This is a genomic window from Sagittula sp. NFXS13 (genome assembly GCF_040148795.1).
In the GTDB taxonomy this organism is placed as follows: domain Bacteria; phylum Pseudomonadota; class Alphaproteobacteria; order Rhodobacterales; family Rhodobacteraceae; genus Sagittula; species Sagittula marina.
Genome location: NZ_JAGEMH010000005.1, coordinates 187,038 through 206,389 on the forward strand (window position 1 = coordinate 187,038; position 19,352 = coordinate 206,389).

Sequence of the window (19,352 nt, forward strand, 5' to 3'; positions counted from 1 at the left end):
TGCGCCGCCCCGACTCTGACTTACGGATACCCTCATGCGCCCCATTTCCATGGTGGCCACGGTTTGCCTGTCGCTGGCGGCGACAGCTTGTCAGATCGTGCCCGACCCCGATCCCGCTGACACGGCCAATGTGCCCCAGACCGACGAGGCACGCATGGCGGCCTATGTCGCCGAGGCCTGGGAGAGCCAGGTGCAGCCCGTCATCGCCGAGAACGCGGTGGATTACGACACCCTGCGCAACCGACTGGCAGAGGGGATGGGCGCCGCCGGTGCCGCTTACGGCCTGCGCCCCGATGGTGAAGCCAACCCGTGGAATTTTGCAGTGACCGGCAGTGGCACGGTGACGGAAGCCCGGCTGGACAGTCGCGCCGCCAAGATGCAGGTGGACATGGACGGCGACGGCGCGGCGGATGTGACCTTGCAACTTGGCCCCGTGATCCGGGGCACCGCGTTGCGCGATGCCATGCCCTTTATCGTGTTCACCGATTTCCGGGACCAGATTGAGTTTGCCAAGCTCGCCCGCGCGATGAACGATCAGGCGGCAAGCGGACTGACCAAGCCCGAGGGCGACGTGGTGGGCGAGACCGTCAGCTTTACCGGCGTCTTTACCCTGCGCAACGCCACCGACACGCCGGAAATCGTGCCGACCGCGTTGACGATGGGCACGCCATGACCGCGCATTCGGACCTGACGGCAGAGACGACGCATCCCGTGGGCCTGTCCATCCGGGGTGGGACAAAGGTGTACCCCGGCACCGTTGCGCTGAAGGATGTGGATTTCGACCTGCGCATGGGCGCGGTGAACGTGCTGGTGGGCGAGAACGGCGCGGGCAAATCGACGATGATGAAGGTCATCTCCGGGGTGGAGCAGCTGACCTCGGGAGAGGTGCGCATGGACGGCGAGGTGGTGCACCTGTCGTCGACCGACGATGCAGAGCGCCACGGGATCGGCATCGTCTTCCAGGAGCTGAACCTGTTCCCGAACCTGTCGGTGGCGGACAACATCTTTATGGCGCATGAAAAGACCCGCGGGCGCATCGACATAAACAGCGCGGCGCAACATGCCGAAACCCGTGCGCTGATGCAGCGGTTGGAACATGACATCGCCCCGGACACGCTGGTGGGTGACCTGAAGGTCGGGCAGCAACAGATCGTCGAGATTGCCAAGAGCCTTGCGCGCAACGCTCGTATCCTGATCCTCGACGAGCCGACCTCGGCCCTGTCGAGCACGGAGGTGGAAATCCTGTTCCGCGTGATTGACGAGCTGAAGGCCGAGGGCGTCGGAATCGTCTACATCTCGCACCGGCTGGAGGAGCTGATCCGCGTGGGTGACTACATCACGGTCCTGCGCGATGGCGTCATCACCGGCGCGCAGTCGATGGAAGGGGTCGATATTCCCTGGATAGTGCGCAACATGATCGGCGACAGCTCCAAGGATTTTGCCAAGGAAATCGAACATCCCTTCGGCGCGGAGGCGCTGCGGGTCGAGAACATTCGCCTGCCCGACAGTTCTGGCGGTTTTGTGGTGGACGGTGTGTCGCTTTCACTGCGCGAGGGCGAGATCCTTGGGATCTATGGGTTGATGGGGGCCGGGCGCACCGAGCTTCTGGAATGCATCATGGGGCGGCATCAGCATGCCGCCGGAGAGGTCCATGTCTCGGGCAGGAAGATGCGCAAACCCAGCGTGTCAGATCGCATTTCGCACGGGCTGGCGCTGATCCCCGAGGACCGCAAGCACGACGGTCTGGTACAGATCCTGTCGATCCGCGAGAACATGACTCTATCCTCGTTGGGCGCGATCACGCGCGGCGGCATCGACATGGATCTCGGCGCGGAACGCACCCGCGTGGCGGATTTTGTCAAGCGCATGGTGATCAAGATCGCCTCGCCCGAACATCAGGTGTCGGCACTGTCGGGGGGCAACCAGCAGAAGGTCGTGATCTCCAAGGCGCTGATGACGGGACCGCGCGTGCTGCTGATGGACGAGCCGTCTCGCGGCATCGACATTGGTGCCAAGGCCGAGGTGTTTCGCGTCATGCGTCAACTGGCGGCAGATGGTCTCGGCATCGTTTTCGTCACCTCTGATCTGGAGGAAGTCATGAGCCTGTCGGACCGCATCATCGTTATGGCCGAAGGCCGCATCACCGGAGAATTCAGCCAGCAGACCGCCACGGAAACGGCGCTTGTCACGGCATCGGCGCCACGCGGCGCAGAGGGGAAAGTGAAATGACCGACATGACTGCAAATTCCGCCATGGGCGGTTCAAACTCGACGCTGTTGCTGGTAATGAAGGCGCGCACCTTCATCGCGCTGATCCTTGTGTTCATGTTCTTTTCGATCTTCGCGCCAAACTTTCTGTCGGCGGCGAACATGGTCATCATGTCGAAACACGTGGCGCTGAACGCCTTCCTGGCCATCGGCATGACCTTTGTCATCGTCTCAGGCGGCATCGACCTGTCGGTCGGCTCCATCGTCGGGCTGTGCGGGATGGTGGCGGGCTATCTGCTGCTCAACGGGATGAACTTTGGCTTGGGCTGGTCGATCCAGTTCAACACGCTTGAGATCTGCATTCTCGTGGCCTGCGTCGGCATCGCCATCGGGGCGCTGAACGCCTTTTTGATCACCAAGCTCAATGTGGCGCCGTTTATTGCGACGCTGGGCACGCTGTATATCGCACGCGGCGCGGCCATGCTGTCGAGCGAGGGCGAGACCTTTCCGAACCTGACCGGCAATCCAGAGTATGGGTCGGCCAGCTACCGCATGATCGGGTCGGGTGATTTCCTCGCCGTGCCGATTTCCATCTGGATGCTGATCGCCGTGGGGCTGCTGGCCGCCTACATCGCGCGGCGCACGCCGTTGGGGCGGTTCATCTACGCGGTGGGCGGCAACGAGCGCGCGGCGGGCTTGTCCGGCGTAAAAGTCACGCATGTGAAGTACTTTGTCTACATGTTCTCGGGCTTCTGCGCGGCGCTGGTGGGGATCATCATCTCCTCGCAGTTGGTTGCAGCGCATCCGGCGACCGGCGATACCTTCGAGCTGAACGCCATCGCGGCGGCGGTCCTGGGGGGCACGTCCATGTCCGGCGGGCGCGGACGCATCGGTGGCACCATCGTGGGTGCCTTCGTCATCGGGGTGCTGTCGGATGGGCTGGTGATGATGGGGGTCTCGGCCTTCTGGCAGACCGTGATCAAGGGGATTGTCATCATCGCGGCCGTGGTGCTGGACCAGGCACAACAAAAGGTGCAGGCCAAGGTCGCGCTGCAGGCGCAGGCCGCGGTCGGCAAATAAGGGAGGATCGAGATGAGAGGTGCCCTGATCGGTTGCGGTTTCTTTGCCCGTAACCAGTTGCACGCATGGCGCGACATAGATGGCGTCGAGATCGTGGCCATCTGTGACCAGGACGAGGCCCGCCTGACGGAGGCAGGGGAGCAGTTCGGCATCACACGCCGGCACGCCGACGCGGCAGAGATGTTCGCGGAAGGCGGGTTTGACTTCGTCGACATCGCCACAACGGTCGGATCGCACCGCCCACTGGTGGAGATGGCCGCCGCGGCGCAGGTGGATGTCATTTGTCAAAAGCCCTTTGCCCTGAACATGGGCGATGCGCGGGCCATGGTGGAGGCGGTCGCCGCCACCGGAAAGACGCTGATGGTGCACGAGAATTTCCGCTGGCAATCGGCGGTGCGCGCCGCCATCGACGCGGTCCGCGCCGGGGCCATCGGGGACCCGTTCTTTGGCCGGGTGTCGTTCCGGTCGGGCTATGATGTGTTCTCCGGCCAGCCGTATCTCGCGGAAGGCACGCGGTTCATCATCGAAGATCTGGGCATTCATATCCTCGACATTTCCCGCGCGCTTTTCGGCGACGTGGACCGGATCAGCGCCACCACGCGGCGGATCAACCCGGCGATCAAAGGCGAGGACGTGGCCACCATGCTGCTGTCGCACGGGTCGGGCGTGACCTCGGTGGTAGATTGTTCCTATGCCACGCAGCGCCGCCCTGAGACCTTCCCCGAAACACTGCTCGAAATCGACGGCACTGGCGGTACGTTGCGGCTGGATGCAGGGTATCGGCTGACGATGCAGGGGGCGACAGAGGCGGTGCGCGATGTGGCTCCGCCGGTTCTGCCCTGGGCCGAACGGCCATGGCACAACATTCAGGAAAGCGTGTTGCTAATCCAGAAGCACTTTGTCGATTGTCTGCGCAGCGGCGCAGCGCCGGAGACATCCGGGCAGGACAACCTGCGCACATTTGCCCTGGTGGAGGCGGCCTACCTGTCGGCAGCGGAGAGGCGCAGCGTCGCGCTGTCAGAACTTTGAGGGATCTTTACGGCACCGAAGAGCCGCCGGCGCCCATCGAAACGGTCACACATGGTGACGTTGCATTGACCCTGCAGGCGGGCGCGCTGCGCCATCTTCGCGTCGGCGGCGTGGAGGTCATACGCTCCATCGCGTTTCTTGCGCGGGACCGGGACTGGGGCACGTTGGTGGCGAACGTCGGCGTGGTGGAGCGGCGGCATGATGGGGATGCGCTGCATCTGTCTTGGCCGCTGCGCTTCGTCAACGGCGCAGGGCGGCTGGATGTGACGGTCCACGTGACGCTGCAGGCGGATGGCGTGACGGTCACCGGTGAGGGGAGGGCGCATGGCGCATTTGAAACCAACCGTGCGGGATTCACCGTGTTGCATCCGATCGAGGGCGTCGCGGGCTGCCCCGCGCGCGTCACCCATGCGGATGGCCGCGTCGAGGAGAGCCGCTTTCCCGAGCTGATCGAACCTTGGCAGCCCTTCATGGACATCGCGGCGCTGGAGCATGAGGCCAACGGCCTGCGCGTGCGCTGTGCCCTGTCTGGCGATACCTTCGAGATGGAAGATCAACGACAGTGGGGCGATGCGTCCTTCAAGACCTACAACCGGCCGCTGGCACTGCCGTGGCCCTACGAATTGCCCGATGGGGAAGAAGTGCAGCAGGCGGTCGAGGTCAGCTGGACCGCCTGCAAGACGAAAGCGCGCCCCGTGGCGCGGCCCCTCACGCCGGCCCATGTGCCGGAATTGGCGCTGGTGCTGACGGCGCAGGACGCGAAGTGCCTTGCCGCATGGCCCGACGATCTAAAAGTGGTGAAGCCGCAGCGGCTGTTGTGCCACGTGGATGCGACGCTGGGCGACGTGGCCGGACAGATGCGGGCCTTTGCCGCCGCGCAGGCTGCGGCGGTGGGCGTTGCCTTTGACCTCGAACTCATCGGGCGGTTCGATGGCTTGCAGACCCCGGCAGAGGAGCTGTCCGGTCACGCACGCGCCATGGCGCAGAGCGGCTTTGCCCCGGCCTCGGTCTTTGGCTGCCCGTCCGTCGACCGCCAGTCGACGCCGCCGGGATCACAATGGCCGGCGTGTCCGCCACTGGAGGAGGTCCACGCGGCCATCGAGACGGCCTTTCCGGATCTACCGCACGGCGGGGGCATGGCGAGCCTGTTCACAGAGCTGAACCGCAAGCGACCCCCTGTGGATATGCTCGATTTCATCAGCCACGGGTTGTGTCCGATCGTTCACGCCGCCGATGATCTGTCGGTTATGGAGACGTTGGAGGCGGTGCCGCATATCGCGCGGTCGGCGCGGGCGATTATCGGCGACCGACCTTACCGCATCGGCCCTGCCACCATCGCCATGCGTCAGAACCCCTACGGCACGCGCACAATCCCCAATCCCGATGGCGGCCGCGTCTGCATGAGCAATGACGACCCGCGCCATCGCGGCGCTTTTGGGGCGGCGTATGCGGTAGGGCTGCTGGCGGCGCTTGCGCCCTTCGACATCGCGGTCTGGACGCCTGCATCGCTGTATGGCCCGCGCGGCGTGGTGGGCAATCCCGGCCCGCTTCCGACGGTGCTGCGCGCCATGTCGGCCATGGCCGGGCAGCGGATCGTGCGGGCGGAGGTGACATGCGGGCAGGCCATCCTTGAAACCGACCGTGTTCTGCTGAGGGCCAACCTGACGGACCGACCGATAGATGGGTTGATGCCCTTTGGCCACGACATCCGCCAGCCCCGCTGATCTCGGCAGGGGAGCGACGCCTGTGCATTGAGCCTTGACGGGGCATAGGGTACTCGTCACCAAAGATGACCAGTCCCGCACCACAGAGGTCCGGGACCTTCAGGAGAGCCAGCGCCATGGACAGTTCCGCAAAGCCCGGTCACGAAAAGATCGTCCGCCGCAAGCTCTCGGAGCAGGTGCTGGAACGCCTGCACGAGATGATCCGCACGCATGAGCTGAAGCCCGGCGACTACATGCCGTCAGAGCGCGCGCTGATGGAACGCTTTGGTGTGGGCCGCCCGGCGGTGCGCGAGGCGATGCAGTCGCTGCACAACAGCGGGCTGATCACCATCAGCCATGGCGAGCGGTCGCGCGTGAACGAATTGACGGCAGGCAGCGTGCTGACCCAGTCGGACGAGCTGGCGCGGTTGCTGCTGGACAGCGCACCGGCCAATCTCGACCACCTCAAACATGCGCGGCAAATGTTCGAGCTGGGCATGGTGCGCGTCGCTGCCGAGACCGCTACCGAAGCCGACGTGGCGGACCTGCGCGCCCTGATCGACCGGCAACGCGCCATGCTGGGCGACGCCACGGCCTTTATCGCCACGGACATGGCATTTCACCGCAAGTTGGCAGAGCTGGCGAACAACCCGATCATCCTGTCGGTGTCCGACGCCATGCTGGGCTGGCTGTTTGAATATCACGTCAGCCTGCTGCACCGCTCGGGCAGCGAGGATGTGACGCTGGCAGAACACGCCAAGATCGTCGATCACATCGAGTCACACGATGTGGCGGGCGCCATCGAGGAAATGCGCCGGCACCTCGAACGGTCTCGCGTGTCGTTTGAGCCGCACGGCAGTCCGGAGGATCAGGCCGACCCCTGACGCGGCCCCCCGCCGTCGCGAATCCAGCCGAAGAAATCTTCGCTGCCCATCTGGCCCCCCTTCAGCGCGATCTGCAAACCGTCGTGGGCGCTGCCGCCGTGGCCAATGCACAACGCTGCGCCGGGGATGGTGGGGGCGAGGGCCTCAAGGGCCTCAAGCCCCAGGGCGCGCATCCCATGGCCCGAGGTGTCACCGCCTGAGATAACTGCGCGTCGGATGCCCGTTGCGTGCAGCACGCCATCCAGCACACGGCCAAGCGCTTGGCCGATGCGCGCGTTTGCGGTCTCGGAGGACAGCTCAGATGTCGCGAGGGCCGCGCGGAAAGCGGCCACGCGCGGGTCGTCCGGCCCCTCGGCGGAGGTGACGAGAGGGCTGTGCCCCTGCGCGGCGGCCTGCGTGGCGGCGGCGATGCAGCTGTCAATCTCGGCTTCCCGCTCGGAAGCGTCCCCCAGCACGGAGACCGTGTCGAAACCGATCACGGCAAAGCCGTTTGCCGCCGACCAGGCCAGTTGCTGCGCGGTAGAGGGTGAGACGGACCCGGAAACGGCGGCGATTTGGGAGACTGCGCCAGCTCCCCGCACGGATGGGGCGGGGGCGATGCCGCCGCTGCGCTGCCAGTGCCGCACCAGTGCGTATTCCACTCCCTGCGATCCGACAACAACCCGCAGGCGCGCCCGATTTTCCCAGATCAGGTGGCCCACGGCCTCTTCGCTGGCGGGGTCCATGCTGTCGAGGGACAGAACGCGCGCGCCCGCGTCCAGATGCGATTGCAGCGCGCTGGCGCCGGCATCGGACCAGAGCGATTCAAGGTCAATGAGCGCAGAGGGCAGGTCGGTCTGTGGCGCGAGATGGCGCAGCAGGTCGGCTTCCTGCATCGGGGTGACCGGATGACGAGACATCACCGGGTGGCGATCAAGCCGGAACACACCGTCAAAGGTCCCCGCGAAAAGGTGCCCAAACGCCTGATAGCGCCGCATTTGGGGCGCGGCGACCACCATCGGCACGGCGTCCGATGCGCGCTGCTGCAAACACAGGTCGATGGCCGTGCCGATATTGCCGCTGTGCGGTGCGGAATCGAAGGTGGAGCACACCTTGTAATGCAGGATCTCGGCCTCTGTGCGATCCAGCCACGCCAGCGGATCGGGCAGGCTGGCGCGCATCTGGTCGGGGGTCTCGGTCCGGGCGGTGGTGGCAATGCCAACCGCATCCGCATCGGCAAAGCGCGCGGCCATCGCGCCCGTTGGCACGCCAGAGAACAGCACCGCGCGCAGACCGGCAAAGGCCAGCACCTCCATCACTGCGGCAGAGCCCGTGAAATCATCCCCAAGCCAGGCCAGTCGTGGCGCCATGGTCTTCCTCCTGCGTCCTTGTGGACACCTGTTGACATTACTTCATGCATATTATCTGATCATACCAGTTAGACAACCCCACCGGAGGAGAACCAAAATGACCAAAGTCGCGCTTTTCGGGGCAGGCGGCAAAATGGGGGTCCGCCTGTCGCGCAATCTTGCGAAGACGGATTTCGATGTCAGCCATATTGAGATCAGTGAACCTGGAAAGGCGCGTCTGAAGGCCGAAGTCGGCGTCGATGCCGTCGACGCGGCAAGTGGTCTGGAGGGGGCCGAGGTTGTCATCCTTGCCGTACCGGACACGGTGATCGGCAAGGTCGCGGCTTCGGTCGTGCCGCAGGTCGCGCCGGGCACGGTGATTGTGATCCTTGATGCGGCGGCGCCCTTCGCCGGGCACCTGCCGGAGCGCGATGACATCACCTATTTCGTGACGCATCCCTGCCATCCGCCGATCTTCAACAACGAAAGCACGGAGGCCGGGCGCAACGACCATTTTGGCGGTGTCGCCGCGCAGCAGGGTGTGGTGAACGCGCTTATGCAGGGGCCGGAAGAGCACTTCGCGCTGGGAGAGACCGTTGCGAAAGCCATCTATGCCCCGGTCGCGCGCAGCTATCGCGTAACTGTGGAACAGATGGCCCTGCTGGAACCGGGCCTGTCGGAAACCGTCTGTGCCTCGCTGTTGATGGTGATGCGGGAGGCCATGGACGAGGTCGTCGCGCGTGGTGTCAGCTATGACTGCGCCCGGGATTTCCTGCTGGGGCATATGAACATCCTCGGCGCTGTGATCTTTGACGAGATCGACGGCCAGTTCTCTGACGCGTGCAACAAGGCGATTGAGTTCGGCAAGCCCGCGCTGATGCGCGACGACTGGAAAGGCGTGTTTGAAATGGACGAAATCGCCGCCAGCATTCAACGCATCACCTGAATCGAGGCGTTCGCCTGGCATGGATGCGACGCCTTGCAAAAGGCGTCGCATTTTTGCGGGTCATCGCTGTGTTTTTCTGGCTTCCTGAATACGGCGAAGCGCGTCGGGGTGAACCCCAGAGTTGCGCATCGCACTCATCCTTGGGCCAGTGAGACAGCGCCAAGACATGCGCCAAGCGATACATCCCATATGGTTGGGGAGGGGCTGAGGCCGATGGCTCTGCGCACGTCGGTGCGGGTGCTCTCACGACCGTGACAGGGGGCATAGGGAACATATCCCCTCAAGACAGAGGGTCTCATAGTCAAACGAATGATGAAAGAAGTCCTCTTCATGAGCGCGCAACCACTCAAAACCGTGAACCCGGCCACCGAAGCCGATTTGAACAGCTATCCTCTCATGTCCGACGATGGCATCGTTCGCAGCACTGGAAAAGTGTCACACGGCCTTTTCTGCTTGGAAGCTGAAGACACTGGACGAGCGGGCACAGATCATCGCGCGCATTGGCGAAGAGCTGACCGCGCGCAACGAGGAGTTCGCGCAGTTGATGACCCCCGAGGTGGGCAAGCTGTTGTCTGATAGCCGCGACGAGATTGACCTGTGTGCCGGGATTTGCGCCTACACCGCCAAGCAGGGCCGAGGTTCTGGCCGATGAGGAACGCGCCCTCCGAGATGGCCGAAAAGGCATTGTCACATACTCCCCGACCGGCGTGATCTACGGCATTCAGCTTTGGAATTTCCCGGCGTATCAGGCGGTGCGCTATTCCATCGCGAACCTGATGGCCGGCAATGGTGTCCTGCTGAAGCACGCGGAGAATTGCACTGGCAGCGCAAAGGCTGGCAGCGTTGTCGCCAAGACGGCGGGCGAGCACCTCAAGAAAACCGTTCTGGAGCTGGGGTCGAACGATGCCTATCTCGTGCTTGAAGATGCTGACCTTGATTTGGCGATCAAGACATGTGTGGCCGGGCGACTTTATAACAATGGCGAGACATGCGTGAACGCCAAGCGGTTCGTCGTCGCCGACAAGGTTTATGACCAGTTTGTCGAAGGCTTCGTAAAGGCCATGTCTGATATCACTCTGGGGGATCCGACAAAGGAAGACACGGGCTTGGGCCCGATGGCACGGTCCGATCTGCGCGAAACACTACATCAGCAGGTGCGCGACAGTGTGGAAGCCGGTGCAAAGATTGCAACGGGCGGCGAGATACCGGACGGTAAAGGCTATTATTACCCTTCGACTGTTTTGACCGACGTGAAACTGGGTCAGCCCGCGTATGACGAAGAACTGTTTGGCCCCGTGGCCTCTGTCATTCGGGCAAAGGACGACGAGGACGCGATGCGGATCGCCAACGACAGCCGTTTCGGGCTGGGCGGCGGCATCTTCTCGAAAGATGAAAAGCGTGCGGTCGAGCTGGCGAAGACGTACTTTGACACCGGGATGGTGTTCATCAACCACTTCAACCTCGCCACGCCCGAGATGCCCTTTGGCGGTGTGAAGGACAGCGGGTACGGCCGCGAACACGGCGGATTTGGGATGCATGAATTCGTCAATGCCAAAGCCATCGCGCTAGCGGCATAAGCGATTAATAAATTGGGCGCACCTCTCTGCGGTGCGCCCTTTCTTTCAGGTAATCATATCCATCGGCATCAACGCGCCACGGTGGATAACAACCTTGCTGGCAACAGTGTGACCAGCAGCAACGGCATCGGGAAGGGGGCTGCCAGTGGCAATCGCCGCGAGGCATGCTCCGTTGAAGCTGTCTCCTGCGCCAGTTGTGTCAACAGGCGTCACCTGCGCAAGCTCCCCAGATTCATACGATTGGCCCTCGTGCCGTGCGAGGATCGCGCCGCCGCCGTTTTTTACGATGACCGTATCAGCGCCGAGAGCGGCGTAGCGCGACAGTGTGGCCGCCGGGGTCACGTCGCCGAAGCAGGCCTGTTCGTCGTCGAAGCTGGGCAAGAGGATCGTCGCGGCACGTGCGGCTTGGGTGAGGATTTCCGCTGCCGTGTCCATGTCTTCCCAGAGCGCCGGGCGGATGTTGGGATCGAGCGAGACGGTTACACCTTCGGCCCGGCGCCGTGCCATGACTTCAATCAGCCGCCGCCGCCCTTCAGGCGGCAGGATCGCCAAGGTTATGCCCGAAACGTGGATTACCTGCGCCTCGCGCGTCATGGTTTCGAGCTGTTCCAGATCGTCCGCCAAGGTTTGGGCCGCGGATGCGCTGCGCCAGTAGGCAAAGCTGCGCTCCCCCTCGACCAGAGAAATCGCATACAGCCCGACAGAGCGCGTCGGATGCGTCTGGATGCGGTCCACCTCGATCCCGTTCTCTTGCAGAAAGGCAGGTACACGCGCCGAAAACGGGTCGCTCCCGATGCACGTGCCGTAAGCCACCTGCCAGCTGTCGGGCAGACAGGCACGGGCGTACCATGCCGTGTTCAGCGTATCGCCCGCAATGCCCATCCGCCACAGGTCATCGCCAGCGCCGGACAGTTCCAACATGCACTCCCCAATGGACAAGAAGCGGCTCATGAAGCCTCGCGCGCGATGACGACGGTCATGGGGTCGAACAACATCTCGGCAAGAATGCCTTCGACGGTCGTCCAGAAATCCATGTCCGAAAACAGGCTCGCCGGTACAAAGGGCGCGCCACGCAGGGCGGATACGATGTCATCCGCCTCCTTGCCCTCGGCCATTTGGCGCAATGCGTCGGCACGCGGGTCGCGCAATTCGTAGGGGGCGCAGTCGTGGGTCGCCATTGACACGTGCCGTGCCCAAGCCGCCGTGGCAAAGGCAAAGGGGCGAATGTCGACGCCGCGTGTCCGTGCGTCTTCGACCGCAGCGAAGATGCGTTGCGGCATCTTTTCGGACCCGTCCATGGCGATTTGATAGGTCTCATGCGCAATGCCAGGGTTTTCGAACCGCGCCGCCAGCGCTGCCGCATAGGCATCGAGGTCAATACCCGGGATCGGGGGCAGGGTTGCTGCTGCGGCGGACAGATGCCTGCGCACCAGATTGGCCAAAGGCGCGTGGGACATCACGTCACGCACCAGCGGCAGCCCGGCATGGAAGCCGGCATAGGCCAGCATGGAATGTGCGCCGTTCAGCATCCGTAGCTTCATCGCCTCGAAAGCCGGGACATCCTCGGTGAAGATCACGCCGGCGGCTTCCCAAGCCGGACGCCCCTGCGGGAAATTGTCCTCTATGACCCATTGCACGAAACGCTCGGTCTCGATGGCGGCGTGGTCTTCGGTGCCGGTGAGGGCCTGCGCTTCTGCCAGGGTGGAGGCGGTCGCGGCGGGGGTGATTCGGTCCACCATGGTCGAGGGGAAGGCCACGGTTTCAGCAATCCAGTCCGCCAGCGACGGGTCGATCTTGCGGGCGAAATCCACCACGGCCCCGCGCAACAAGGTGCCATTTTCCGGCAGGTTGTCGCAGCACAGAACGGTGAACGGCGCAATCTCGGCGGTGCGGCGGCGGCGCAGCGCTTCGGTCAGCAGCCCCAGCACGCCCTGAGGCGCCTGCGGGTTGGCAAGATCGGCGGCCACGGCGGGGTGTTCCGGATCGCAACCGACTGTGGCGCGGTTCAGACCATAGGCCTTCTCGGTCACTGTCAGCGACACGATCCTGGTCCCTTCGGCGGTCATGGCCTGCAAGGTGGGCTCCGGGTTGCCGGCAGAGCAGATGGCATCGGCGATGGCGCCGATCACGCATGCATTCGTGCCTTCGGCGCCTTTTTCGATCAGCGTATAAAGGCCATTTTGCGGCGCCAGATCTTCGGAGGCTTTGGGCGAACGCAGCGACACGCCAAGGATGCGCCAATCGCCGCCCTCCGCGCTCATTGCCAGATCGGTGAGCGCCGCCTGATGCGCCTTGTGAAACGCGCCAAGGCCAAGGTGAACGATCCCGACGCCATGCGCGGCGGGGTCATATCCGGGGCGAAGGGCAGCGGGCACCTGTTCAAGGGTTGTCAGACGCATCTCAGGCTCCTGCGATCAGCGGGTGTTGGAACGCGTGGTACAGACCGCGCAGTTCCGCCAGCCCCTTGAGACGCCCGATGGCTGGATAACCCGGCTGCGCCTCGCGCCCGATGTCGTCAAGGATGTCCTGACCGTGGTCGGGCCGGAAAGGGATCGACCAGTCTGCACGGCCTGCCGCTTTACGCCGCGCTTCCTCTGCGACGACAGCGGCGACCATGGCCACCATGTCGGTGTGGCCGGAAAGATGCTCGTCCTCGTAAAGCGAATTCATGACCTCGGTGCCTTCGATGCTGACGTTGCGCAGGTGCAGGAAATGCACGCGGTCGGCCAGCGCCTTGAAGATCTCGACAGGATTGTTGTCAGGCCGCGCGCCAAGGCTGCCGGTGCACAGTGTCACGCCGTTCGACGGCATGTCCACAGCGTCGAGAATTTTTTGGTACTGCGCTTGGGTCGACATGATCCGGGGCAAACCCAGCAGAGGGAAAGGCGGATCGTCCGGATGGCAGCACAGGCGCATACCGAGATCCTGGGCCATGGGCGCGACCTCTGACAGGAAGTCGATCATGTTGGATTGAAGCTGCGCCTCGGAAATGCTGTCGTATTCGGCCAGATGCGCCTTCACGTCATCCAGCGTGAATTTTTCGGCGGCGCCCGGCAGGCCAAAGACAATGTTGCCCGCCAGCTGCTCTTTTTGCGCGTCGTTCATCCGGGCGAACCGCTCCGCTGCCTCTGCCACGACAGCATCGGGAAAGCCGTCGGCCGCGCCAGGGCGTTCAAGGATGTGGATGTCGAAGGCCGCAAAGTCGATCAGGTCGAAGCGCATGCAGCGCGCGCCGGTTGGACGTTCCCATGCGAGGTCGGTGCGCGTCCAGTCCAGCACGGGCATGAAGTTGTAGCAGATCACGTCGATCCCGGCGTCCGACAGGTGCTGCATCGAGGTCTTCCAGTTGGCGATATGGGATTTCCAATCACCTTTCTGCTTCTTGACGTCCTCTGACACCGGCAGCGATTCCACCACGTCCCACGTCAAGGAGGAGGGGCGGCCATCCCGTCGGGTGGCGATCAGATCCTTGCGTGCCGCGATTTCCTCTGGGGACCAGACTGTGCCTGTGGGCACATGGTGCAGCGCCGAAACGACGCCCTCGACGCCTGCCTGCATCATGTCGTCGATGCTCACGCGGTCCTTTGGACCAAACCAGCGCCATGACTGTCGCATGATGTTTCCTCCCCTTGGGTCTTCGATAGAGCCACGCAGCTGTGATGGCCTGCGGGGCGATATTACAGGTGTGATCGATAGCATCCAATTGCACTGTTGACTAGTATGGAAGTATGCAGTTATGGATTTGCTCAGGAGGAGACAGGATGAGCATCGAGCTACTGAATATGGCACAGATCGACCCGACGGCCCCCGTGGGACCGCAGTTGACCCGTATTCTGCGGCTTTGCATCGTGCGCAATCAGCTTGAGCCCGGTATGCGCCTGTCCGAATCCGACATCGGCACAAAGTTCGGCCTGTCCCGACAGCCCGTCCGCGAGGCCTTTATCAAGTTGGCCGAAGAGGGGCTTCTGGAAATCCGCCCGCAACGTGGCACCTACGTGCGCAAGATTTCTCTTGAGGCGGTGATGGACGCCCGCTTCGTCCGTGAAGCCGTCGAAGCCGACATCGTCAAAGCCTGCGCCGCGAACACCCCCGAGGGGCTTGTCCGCGACCTTCGGGATCAGATCGACGCGCAAAAGCGGTTAGCCGATGATCGGCCCTCGGCCTTCGTGCCGCTGGATGATGAATTCCATCGCACGCTTGCCGAGGCCGCGGGGCATCCCAACGCCTGGACCGTGATCGAAGGGATGAAATCCCAGATGGACCGCGTCCGTCAGATGACCTCGACCAATTTTCCGGTGGCGCATCTGATCGCGCAGCACACCGCAGTTGTAGACGCTATCGAAGCTGGTGACAGCGAGACCGCCAAGGACGCAATGCGCGGCCACCTGCGGATGATCCTGCAGGACCTGCCCGCGATCCGAGAAACCTACCCCGATTATTTCGACGCCCCGCAGGGCTGATCGGGATCACGAAGACGACCAAAGGGAGGAAACCATGTTCGTCACCAAGACCCTGAAGACCCTCATGCTTGGCGGTATCGCCGCCGCAGCCCTGTCCAGCGCCACCTTTGCGCAAGACATGACGCTGAAGCTTGGCCACCCGGCCAACGAGGACAACATCTGGCACAAGGCCTCCGAAAAATTCGCCGAGGAAGTCGAGACGCTGACCGAAGGTCGTATCGCCGTCGAAGTGTTCCCGAACGAAACTCTCGGCAAGGAAATGGACGTCATCAACGGCATGCAGCTTGGCACCGCCGACATGACGATCACCGGCGAATCCCTGCAAAACTGGGCGCCGATGGCGGCCCTGCTGGCAATCCCCTACGGCTACACCTCGCTTGAGGACATGGACGCGGTGGCCGGTGGTGAGCTGGGCGACGAAATCGAGGCGCAGATTGTCGAGAAGGTCGGCATTCGCCCGATCGCCTACTTCGCACGCGGTCCGCGCAACCTGACCTCCAACCGTGCGATCACGTCGGTCGAGGACCTCGACGGCCTGAAAATGCGCGTGCCCAACGTGCCGCTGTTCCTGAACATCTGGCAGGCGCTGGGGGCGAATCCGACGCCGATGGCCTTCTCCGAGGTCTTCACCTCGCTTCAGAACGGCACCATCGACGCACAGGAAAACCCGCTGGCGCTGATCAAGTCCGCCAACTTCAACGAAGTGCAGGACTACGTGAACCAGACCCAGCACGTGCGGTCGTGGATCTACCTGACGATCTCGGAAATGGCATGGGGCCGGATGTCCGAGGAAGACCAGCAAGCCGTGATGGAAGCCGCATCGCGGACGCAGGAATGGGAGCGTGAGCAGTTCCTCGCGGAGGAGTCCGAGCTTCAGACCCAGCTCGAAGAGCTTGGCATGGAGTTCGTCGAAGTCGACAACGCCGCCTTTGCCGCCGCCGCAAAAGAAGCCGTGCTGAATTCTGTCGCCGACGAAATCCGCCCGCAGGTCGAACAGCTCTTCGCTGACTGATCGCAGATAAGGGGATGGCCTCTCCCTATGGGGGCCGCTCCACGGGGCCGGAGGGGTATTACAGACCTTCCGGCCCTTGTTACAAAAGTGAACGGGGGTTTCCATGCAGCGCATCATTCAGGTCCTGACCGGCCTCGCCCGCATCGCCACGGGGCTCAGCTTTGGCGTCATCATCATCGCTGTGCTTGTGCAGCTTGCGGGGCGATCCGGCCTGATGACTTCGGTCGTCTGGTCCGAGGAGTTGACGCGTTTTGCGCTGCTGTACCTGACCGCGTTCGGTGTCGGCCTCAGCTACCGGTCCGGCAATCTTGTGAACGTCGACATCCTGTCCGAAGCGCTGCCCGGGCGACTGCCCTGGATCCTGCGACTGATCTGCGCGGTGATCACATGTGGCTTCGGCCTCGCGCTGATCTCGGCGACCTGGTTCTACGTGTCCATCGGGGCGCGCCAGACTGCACCATCGCTGGGGGTTCGGATGGACTGGATCCACGCTTCGGTACTGGTGGCCGTCATCCTGCTGAGCCTCTTTGCCGCCTTTCGCGTGATCGGCATGTTGACCGGCACCGAAGATGGCACTCCCGAACGCCTGCAAGAGGACCACTGACATGGAATTGACGATCCTTCTGGGCTGTTTCCTCGCGGGGCTGGCCATCGGACTGCCCGTGGCGGTGACGCTGGGCGTGTCCTCCATGGCCTACCTGCTGTATCAGGGCATGCCGCTCGTTGTGATCCCGCAAAAGATGTACTCGGGCATGGACAGCTTTGTGCTGCTGTGTATTCCGGGGTTCATCCTCGCCGGGAACCTGATGAACGCGGGCGGCATCACGGCGCGAATCGTGCGGCTTGCACAGGCCCTGGTCGGCTGGATGCGCGGCGGGCTTGGCCTGACGAACGTGGCTGCCTCGATGCTGTTTGGCGGAATTTCCGGCACCGCCGCCGCCGACGCGGCCTCTATCGGGGGCATGATGATCCCCGGCATGAAAAAGGCCGGCTACCCGGCGGATTTCTCTGCCGCGATCACCGCGGCCTCGTCCACCGTCGGCCCTATCATTCCGCCTTCAGTCCCGATGATCATCGTCGGCACACTATCGGGCATTTCGGTTGGCAAGATGTTCATCGCGGGGGCCTTGCCGGGTATCCTGATGGGCGTCGCCATGATGATCACCGCCTGGATCATCGCCCGCAAAAAGAACTTCCCCAAGCAGGAATGGCAGGGCTTTGGAGAACTGGGGCGTGCCTTCCTAGGCGCCTTCTGGGCCGTGGCCATGACCGCCTTCATCGTCGGCGGCCTGCTCATAGGCTTTGCCACACCGACCGAAACCGCTGTGGTTGCTTCTGTCTACGCCTTCGTGGTCGGTGCCTTTGTCTACAAGGGGCTGAAGCTGACGGACGTGCCGCGCATCGTGATCGACAGCGCCATATCCGCCGCCGCGATCCTTGCGCTGGTCGGGTTGGCGAATGTCTTTGGCTGGATCCTCGTGTCCGAGCGCATTCCGCAGACCATCGCCAGTGCCGTTTTGTCGATCACGGATAACAAGTTCCTCGTGATCCTGTTGATCAACCTCATTTTGTTGTTTGTCGGCATGTTCATGGAGACGATTGCCGCGCTGATCATCCTCTTCGCTCCGCTGCTGGCGCTGGCAACGGGGGTGGGCGTCGATCCACTGCACTTTGCCGTGTTTTCCGTGCTGAACCTGATGATCGGCCTGACCACACCGCCGGTGGGCGTCTGCCTGTTCATCTGCGCTGACATCGGCCGCGTGTCCTTGTGGCAGGTGACCAAGGCCATCGCCCCCTTCATCTTGACCAACCTGATCGTGCTGATGCTGGTGTCCTACTTCCCGTTCTTCAGCACTTGGCTGCCCTCGCTGCTCAACTGACAGGAGCCCCCATGTCCATTCGTATCGCCCGCCTGCATGGCCAACGCGACCTGCGCGTCGAGACCCTGCCCGATCCGGAACCGGCCCCCGGCGAAGTTGTCGTGGCCATCGGGGCAGGCGGCATCTGTGGCTCGGACATTCACTATTTCACCCACGGTGGCATTGGTGAAATGATCCGCGTCCAAGAGCCGATCATCATCGGTCACGAGGCAGCAGGCACGATCACAGCGCTCGGTGAAGGCGTCGAAGGTCTGGCCGTCGGGCAAGCCGTGGCGCTGAACCCGTCTCATCCTTGTGGCAACTGTTCGTTTTGCAAGAAGGGTGCACATCAGCACTGCTTGAACATGCGGTTCAAAGGCTCGGCCATGTTCTTGCCGCACGAGCAGGGATTCTTTCGCGATCGTGTCACTATCGGTGCGGCGCAGTGCTACGCAATCGCCGAAGGTGTGCCAATGGCCGAAGCCGCGCTCTCCGAGCCGCTGGCCGTCTGCCGCCGGGCCGTGACCCGCGCGCTTGAGGTCGCGGGCACGCTTGAGGGCAAGCGCGTGCTGGTCACCGGCGCGGGCCCCATTGGTGCGCTTTGCGTGGCATTGGCCAAGCACTTCGGGGCCAGCGAGATCGTCGTGACCGACCTTGAGGATGCGACGCTGGCTGTGGCCACCGAGGTGGGGGCCACACGCACGATCAACGTGGCAACCCACGGCGCCGAGCTGAAAGACTACGAGGCCGAGAAGGGGCAGTTCGACATCACGTTCGAATGCTCCGCTGCGCAACCTGCGCTGCGGTCAGCGATCCAGTGCACCCGACCAATGGGCACTATCGTCCAAGTGGGCGTGATGGGCGATACCCCCGTGCCGTTCAACTTGCTGGTCTCAAAGGAGATCAATCTGATCGGCAGCCATCGGTTCGATAAGGAATTCGGTCAGGCGGTCGAACTGATCAACACGCAAGCCTTGACGCTCGCCCCGATCGTTACCCACAGCCTGCCGGTCTCTGATGCGGTGGCGGCCATGGAGTTGGCAACAGATCGCGGCAAGGCCGTGAAAGTTCAAATCACCTTCGACCAATGAAACGCTGCTCCGCCTTATGTACTTTGGCGGAGCATTGCGGCCTGGCAAAGCCTCCGAATGTGCTTCTTATTTGAAGTAAACATTACATAACTAACCTTATTAGAGATGGCAGTGTAATTGGGCGAATTCACATCCGAAGTGCAAATTCTGTATCAAAACAGAAAGCTGTACGGAGG

Annotated in this window: 16 protein-coding genes and 1 pseudogene; 13 read left to right on the forward strand and 4 right to left on the reverse strand. The window is 63.0% G+C overall.

The window, feature by feature from the left end:
- Positions 1-34 precede the first annotated feature (34 nt).
- From J4E08_RS13080 to nanR, 6 genes are all read left to right on the forward strand, one after another.
- Positions 35-673 (forward strand): DUF2291 family protein, encoded by a 639-nt coding sequence (locus tag J4E08_RS13080; protein WP_349538876.1) that lies wholly within the window; start codon positions 35-37, stop codon positions 671-673.
- Positions 670-2,229: a sugar ABC transporter ATP-binding protein gene (locus J4E08_RS13085; RefSeq protein ID WP_349538877.1), complete on the forward strand. Its 1,560-nt coding sequence runs from the start codon at positions 670-672 to the stop codon at positions 2,227-2,229. Before J4E08_RS13080 ends, J4E08_RS13085 begins: the two co-directional genes overlap by 4 nt.
- Positions 2,226-3,287 carry an ABC transporter permease gene (locus tag J4E08_RS13090; RefSeq protein ID WP_349538878.1) on the forward strand — a complete coding sequence of 354 codons (1,062 nt, stop codon included), beginning with the start codon at positions 2,226-2,228 and terminating at the stop codon, positions 3,285-3,287. The genes J4E08_RS13085 and J4E08_RS13090 overlap by 4 nt, the downstream gene beginning before the upstream one ends.
- Before the next feature lie 12 nt (positions 3,288-3,299).
- The gene (locus J4E08_RS13095) at positions 3,300-4,316 is read left to right on the forward strand and encodes a Gfo/Idh/MocA family protein (RefSeq protein ID WP_349538879.1); all 1,017 of its coding nucleotides are present in this window, start codon (positions 3,300-3,302) and stop codon (positions 4,314-4,316) included.
- The gene (locus tag J4E08_RS13100; protein ID WP_349538880.1) at positions 4,313-6,040 is read left to right on the forward strand and encodes a D-apionate lactonase family protein; all 1,728 of its coding nucleotides are present in this window, start codon (positions 4,313-4,315) and stop codon (positions 6,038-6,040) included. Before J4E08_RS13095 ends, J4E08_RS13100 begins: the two co-directional genes overlap by 4 nt.
- Before the next feature lie 116 nt (positions 6,041-6,156).
- Positions 6,157-6,903, forward strand: a complete 747-nt coding sequence (gene nanR, locus J4E08_RS13105; protein ID WP_349538881.1) for a transcriptional regulator NanR — start codon at positions 6,157-6,159, stop codon at positions 6,901-6,903.
- Here nanR and J4E08_RS13110 read toward each other — a convergent pair.
- Positions 6,888-8,252 carry a four-carbon acid sugar kinase family protein gene (locus J4E08_RS13110; protein WP_349538882.1) on the reverse strand — a complete coding sequence of 455 codons (1,365 nt, stop codon included), beginning with the start codon at positions 8,250-8,252 and terminating at the stop codon, positions 6,888-6,890. The two genes, nanR and J4E08_RS13110, sit on opposite strands and share 16 nt — an antisense overlap.
- Positions 8,253-8,349: 97 nt before the next feature.
- Between J4E08_RS13110 and J4E08_RS13115 the strand changes: the two genes are divergently transcribed.
- Both J4E08_RS13115 and J4E08_RS13120 read left to right on the forward strand, forming a co-directional pair.
- The gene (locus J4E08_RS13115) at positions 8,350-9,177 is read left to right on the forward strand and encodes a phosphogluconate dehydrogenase C-terminal domain-containing protein (RefSeq protein WP_349538883.1); all 828 of its coding nucleotides are present in this window, start codon (positions 8,350-8,352) and stop codon (positions 9,175-9,177) included.
- A gap of 330 nt (positions 9,178-9,507) precedes the next feature.
- Positions 9,508-10,754: pseudogene (locus tag J4E08_RS13120) on the forward strand (aldehyde dehydrogenase family protein).
- Between the two features lie 45 nt (positions 10,755-10,799).
- On the opposite strand, the gene J4E08_RS13125 reads toward J4E08_RS13120, so the two are convergent.
- Genes J4E08_RS13125 through uxuA form a run of 3 tightly spaced genes read right to left on the reverse strand, consistent with a single transcriptional unit; the run spans position 10,800 to position 14,369 of the window.
- Positions 10,800-11,705, reverse strand: a complete 906-nt coding sequence (locus tag J4E08_RS13125; protein WP_349538884.1) for a sugar kinase — start codon at positions 11,703-11,705, stop codon at positions 10,800-10,802.
- The gene (locus tag J4E08_RS13130; protein WP_349538885.1) at positions 11,702-13,153 is read right to left on the reverse strand and encodes a mannitol dehydrogenase family protein; all 1,452 of its coding nucleotides are present in this window, start codon (positions 13,151-13,153) and stop codon (positions 11,702-11,704) included. The genes J4E08_RS13125 and J4E08_RS13130 overlap by 4 nt, the downstream gene beginning before the upstream one ends.
- A gap of 1 nt (position 13,154) precedes the next feature.
- Entirely contained in the window at positions 13,155-14,369 is a 1,215-nt protein-coding gene (gene uxuA / locus J4E08_RS13135; RefSeq protein WP_349538886.1) for a mannonate dehydratase, read from the reverse strand.
- 146 nt (positions 14,370-14,515) lie between these two features.
- Here uxuA and J4E08_RS13140 point away from each other — a divergent pair, with 146 nt between their 5' ends.
- The 5 genes from J4E08_RS13140 (at position 14,516) to J4E08_RS13160 (ending at position 19,176) form a co-directional block, all read left to right on the forward strand.
- Positions 14,516-15,214, forward strand: a complete 699-nt coding sequence (locus tag J4E08_RS13140) for a GntR family transcriptional regulator (protein ID WP_183968297.1) — start codon at positions 14,516-14,518, stop codon at positions 15,212-15,214.
- A 34-nt stretch (positions 15,215-15,248) separates the two neighbouring features.
- Positions 15,249-16,226 carry a TRAP transporter substrate-binding protein gene (locus J4E08_RS13145; RefSeq protein ID WP_349538887.1) on the forward strand — a complete coding sequence of 326 codons (978 nt, stop codon included), beginning with the start codon at positions 15,249-15,251 and terminating at the stop codon, positions 16,224-16,226.
- A 103-nt stretch (positions 16,227-16,329) separates the two neighbouring features.
- Positions 16,330-16,830, forward strand: coding sequence for a TRAP transporter small permease (locus tag J4E08_RS13150; RefSeq protein ID WP_183968301.1), 501 nt, complete (start codon positions 16,330-16,332; stop codon positions 16,828-16,830).
- A gap of 1 nt (position 16,831) precedes the next feature.
- Positions 16,832-18,106, forward strand: coding sequence for a TRAP transporter large permease (locus J4E08_RS13155; protein WP_349538888.1), 1,275 nt, complete (start codon positions 16,832-16,834; stop codon positions 18,104-18,106).
- 11 nt (positions 18,107-18,117) lie between these two features.
- Positions 18,118-19,176 carry an L-idonate 5-dehydrogenase gene (locus J4E08_RS13160; protein WP_349538889.1) on the forward strand — a complete coding sequence of 353 codons (1,059 nt, stop codon included), beginning with the start codon at positions 18,118-18,120 and terminating at the stop codon, positions 19,174-19,176.
- The last annotated feature ends 176 nt before the right edge of the window (positions 19,177-19,352 follow it).

Excerpts from the sequence above, each read along its gene's own strand:
- J4E08_RS13115 (WP_349538883.1), top strand. The coding sequence starts at position 8,350 with ATGACCAAAGTCGCGCTTTTCGGGGCAGGCGGCAAAATGGGGGTCCGC.
- J4E08_RS13090 (WP_349538878.1), top strand. The coding sequence starts at position 2,226 with ATGACCGACATGACTGCAAATTCCGCCATGGGCGGTTCAAACTCGACG.
- uxuA (WP_349538886.1), bottom strand. The coding sequence starts at position 14,369 with ATGCGACAGTCATGGCGCTGGTTTGGTCCAAAGGACCGCGTGAGCATC.
- J4E08_RS13095 (WP_349538879.1), top strand. The coding sequence starts at position 3,300 with ATGAGAGGTGCCCTGATCGGTTGCGGTTTCTTTGCCCGTAACCAGTTG.
- J4E08_RS13145 (WP_349538887.1), top strand. The coding sequence starts at position 15,249 with ATGTTCGTCACCAAGACCCTGAAGACCCTCATGCTTGGCGGTATCGCC.
- J4E08_RS13125 (WP_349538884.1), bottom strand. The coding sequence starts at position 11,705 with ATGAGCCGCTTCTTGTCCATTGGGGAGTGCATGTTGGAACTGTCCGGC.
- nanR (WP_349538881.1), top strand. The coding sequence starts at position 6,157 with ATGGACAGTTCCGCAAAGCCCGGTCACGAAAAGATCGTCCGCCGCAAG.
- J4E08_RS13080 (WP_349538876.1), top strand. The coding sequence starts at position 35 with ATGCGCCCCATTTCCATGGTGGCCACGGTTTGCCTGTCGCTGGCGGCG.
- J4E08_RS13110 (WP_349538882.1), bottom strand. The coding sequence starts at position 8,252 with ATGGCGCCACGACTGGCCTGGCTTGGGGATGATTTCACGGGCTCTGCC.
- J4E08_RS13085 (WP_349538877.1), top strand. The coding sequence starts at position 670 with ATGACCGCGCATTCGGACCTGACGGCAGAGACGACGCATCCCGTGGGC.
- J4E08_RS13155 (WP_349538888.1), top strand. The coding sequence starts at position 16,832 with ATGGAATTGACGATCCTTCTGGGCTGTTTCCTCGCGGGGCTGGCCATC.
- J4E08_RS13160 (WP_349538889.1), top strand. The coding sequence starts at position 18,118 with ATGTCCATTCGTATCGCCCGCCTGCATGGCCAACGCGACCTGCGCGTC.
- J4E08_RS13140 (WP_183968297.1), top strand. The coding sequence starts at position 14,516 with ATGAGCATCGAGCTACTGAATATGGCACAGATCGACCCGACGGCCCCC.
- J4E08_RS13130 (WP_349538885.1), bottom strand. The coding sequence starts at position 13,153 with ATGCGTCTGACAACCCTTGAACAGGTGCCCGCTGCCCTTCGCCCCGGA.
- J4E08_RS13150 (WP_183968301.1), top strand. The coding sequence starts at position 16,330 with ATGCAGCGCATCATTCAGGTCCTGACCGGCCTCGCCCGCATCGCCACG.